We start from the raw sequence: 1,040 nt of genomic DNA on the forward strand, positions 1-1,040 counted from the left end.
CCCGCGGTGGTCACCAGGCTGAGGCCGTAGGTCGTGAGGATCTCACCGATCGGCTGAAAATAGGTGACGCCACCGGAGGTGCAGTCACCGGAGCCGCCGGAGGTGACCCCCTGAGCCTGGTCGATGGAGATGAAGGAACCACCGGAGTCACCGGCCTCGGCGCAGACGTTGGTGCGGACCAGTCCGAAGACGTTGCCCTGGGGATAGGTGATGCTGGCGTTGCGCTGCTGGATGGTGCCGCAGTGCCAGCCGGTGGCGGAACCGGACCGGCAGATCGAGGCGCCTTCGACGGCCTCTTTGGATCCGGCCACGGTCACGGTGCCGCCGGTGCCGTTGTCCACCAGCGGCTTGGGCGTCCAGTCGGCGTTCACCGCCACCCAGGCGAAGTCGTTGTCGGGGAAGTGCGACGCCTGGAAGACGCCCAGGGCGACCCGGTTGACGCCGGTGGTGACGGCGCCGGTCTTGCCGCAGTGGCCGGCGCTGACGAACCCGTTCTGGGTCCCGCGCAACACCGAGAACCCGACCGAGCAGCGGCTCGTGACGCCGATGTAGTACGGGGCGCCGCCCTGCAGGTCGGAGAGGGGGCGGGGTTGCTCATCGGACGGCACCACCCGCACCGCGACCGGGTTCACACCGGCGGCCTCGATGACGTCTCTGGTTGCCGAGGGCGCGTCGGACAGGATGACGACCTTGTTGGTCTTCACGTCGACGTAGCGCACCCGCCCGTTCGGGTGGGTGGACAGAGCTGCGTCAACCTGCTCGACGATCGTGTCGAGCTCCGCCAGCGACCGGCTGACGACCTCTCCGCGGCCGCCCGCGGCGAGGACCTGGGGAATGTCGGCGGAGTCGGTGGTGGCCACCACGAGGCTCTGCGCGATGCTTCCCGCGTACCAGGAGCCGCCGAACCGGCTGCCGAGCCTCCTGCGGAGCTTCGCCTCGACCGGTCGCAGCCGGGCCTCGTTGAGCAGCCGGGTCTGGGCCTGCTCCCTGGTGAGACCGAGGTCGCGCTGGAGTGCTTCGAGCATGCCCGGCGGTGGTTG

At 69.8% G+C, this 1,040-nt stretch carries 1 protein-coding gene; it reads right to left on the reverse strand.

The window, feature by feature from the left end; translation table 11 throughout:
- On the reverse strand, window positions 1-1,025 hold a 1,025-nt coding region (locus BM085_RS40340; RefSeq protein WP_218158972.1), incomplete at its 3' end, for a S1 family peptidase.
- Between the last annotated feature and the right edge of the window lie 15 nt (window positions 1,026-1,040).

This window comes from Streptosporangium canum (assembly GCF_900113865.1).
In the GTDB taxonomy this organism is placed as follows: domain Bacteria; phylum Actinomycetota; class Actinomycetes; order Streptosporangiales; family Streptosporangiaceae; genus Streptosporangium; species Streptosporangium canum.